At 52.3% G+C, this 377-nt stretch carries 2 tRNA genes; both read left to right on the top strand.

Features of this window, described 5'->3' with window-relative positions:
- The first annotated feature begins 62 nt into the window (after positions 1–62).
- Positions 63–140 (top strand) — tRNA-Asp (locus tag HP552_RS00510).
- Between the two features lie 134 nt (positions 141–274).
- Positions 275–347 (top strand) — tRNA-Phe (locus HP552_RS00505).
- Positions 348–377 lie beyond the last annotated feature (30 nt).

The raw sequence follows: 377 nt of genomic DNA, 5'->3' as shown, positions 1-377 counted from the left end.
GCAACTGACTTGTAATCAGTAGGTTGGGGGTTCAAGTCCTCTCGCCGGCACCATTAATGCCTGGAACCGTGGTGTAGTTGGCCTAACATGCCTGCCTGTCACGCAGGAGATCGCGGGTTCGAATCCCGTCGGTTCCGCCATCTTGATTATGCTTCAGGGATGAGAATCCGTTTTTGGGTTCGTCGGAGCATTCACTTCGAGAGCATCAGCTTCGCAGTCTCGAACGAAGTGAGAGTATCCCGTCGGTTCCGCCATTAATCTAAAAATTAAATAAGGCTCGGTAGCTCAGTCGGTAGAGCAGAGGACTGAAAATCCTCGTGTCGGCGGTTCGATTCCGTCCCGAGCCACCTTTTAATCCTGGAGGATTAGCGAAGTGG

The organism is Paenibacillus xylanilyticus (genome assembly GCF_013359935.1).
Lineage (GTDB): Bacteria > Bacillota > Bacilli > Paenibacillales > Paenibacillaceae > Paenibacillus > Paenibacillus xylanilyticus.
The sequence above is the reverse complement of the archived record's forward strand: the minus strand, read 5'-3'. Positions and strand labels throughout refer to the sequence as shown.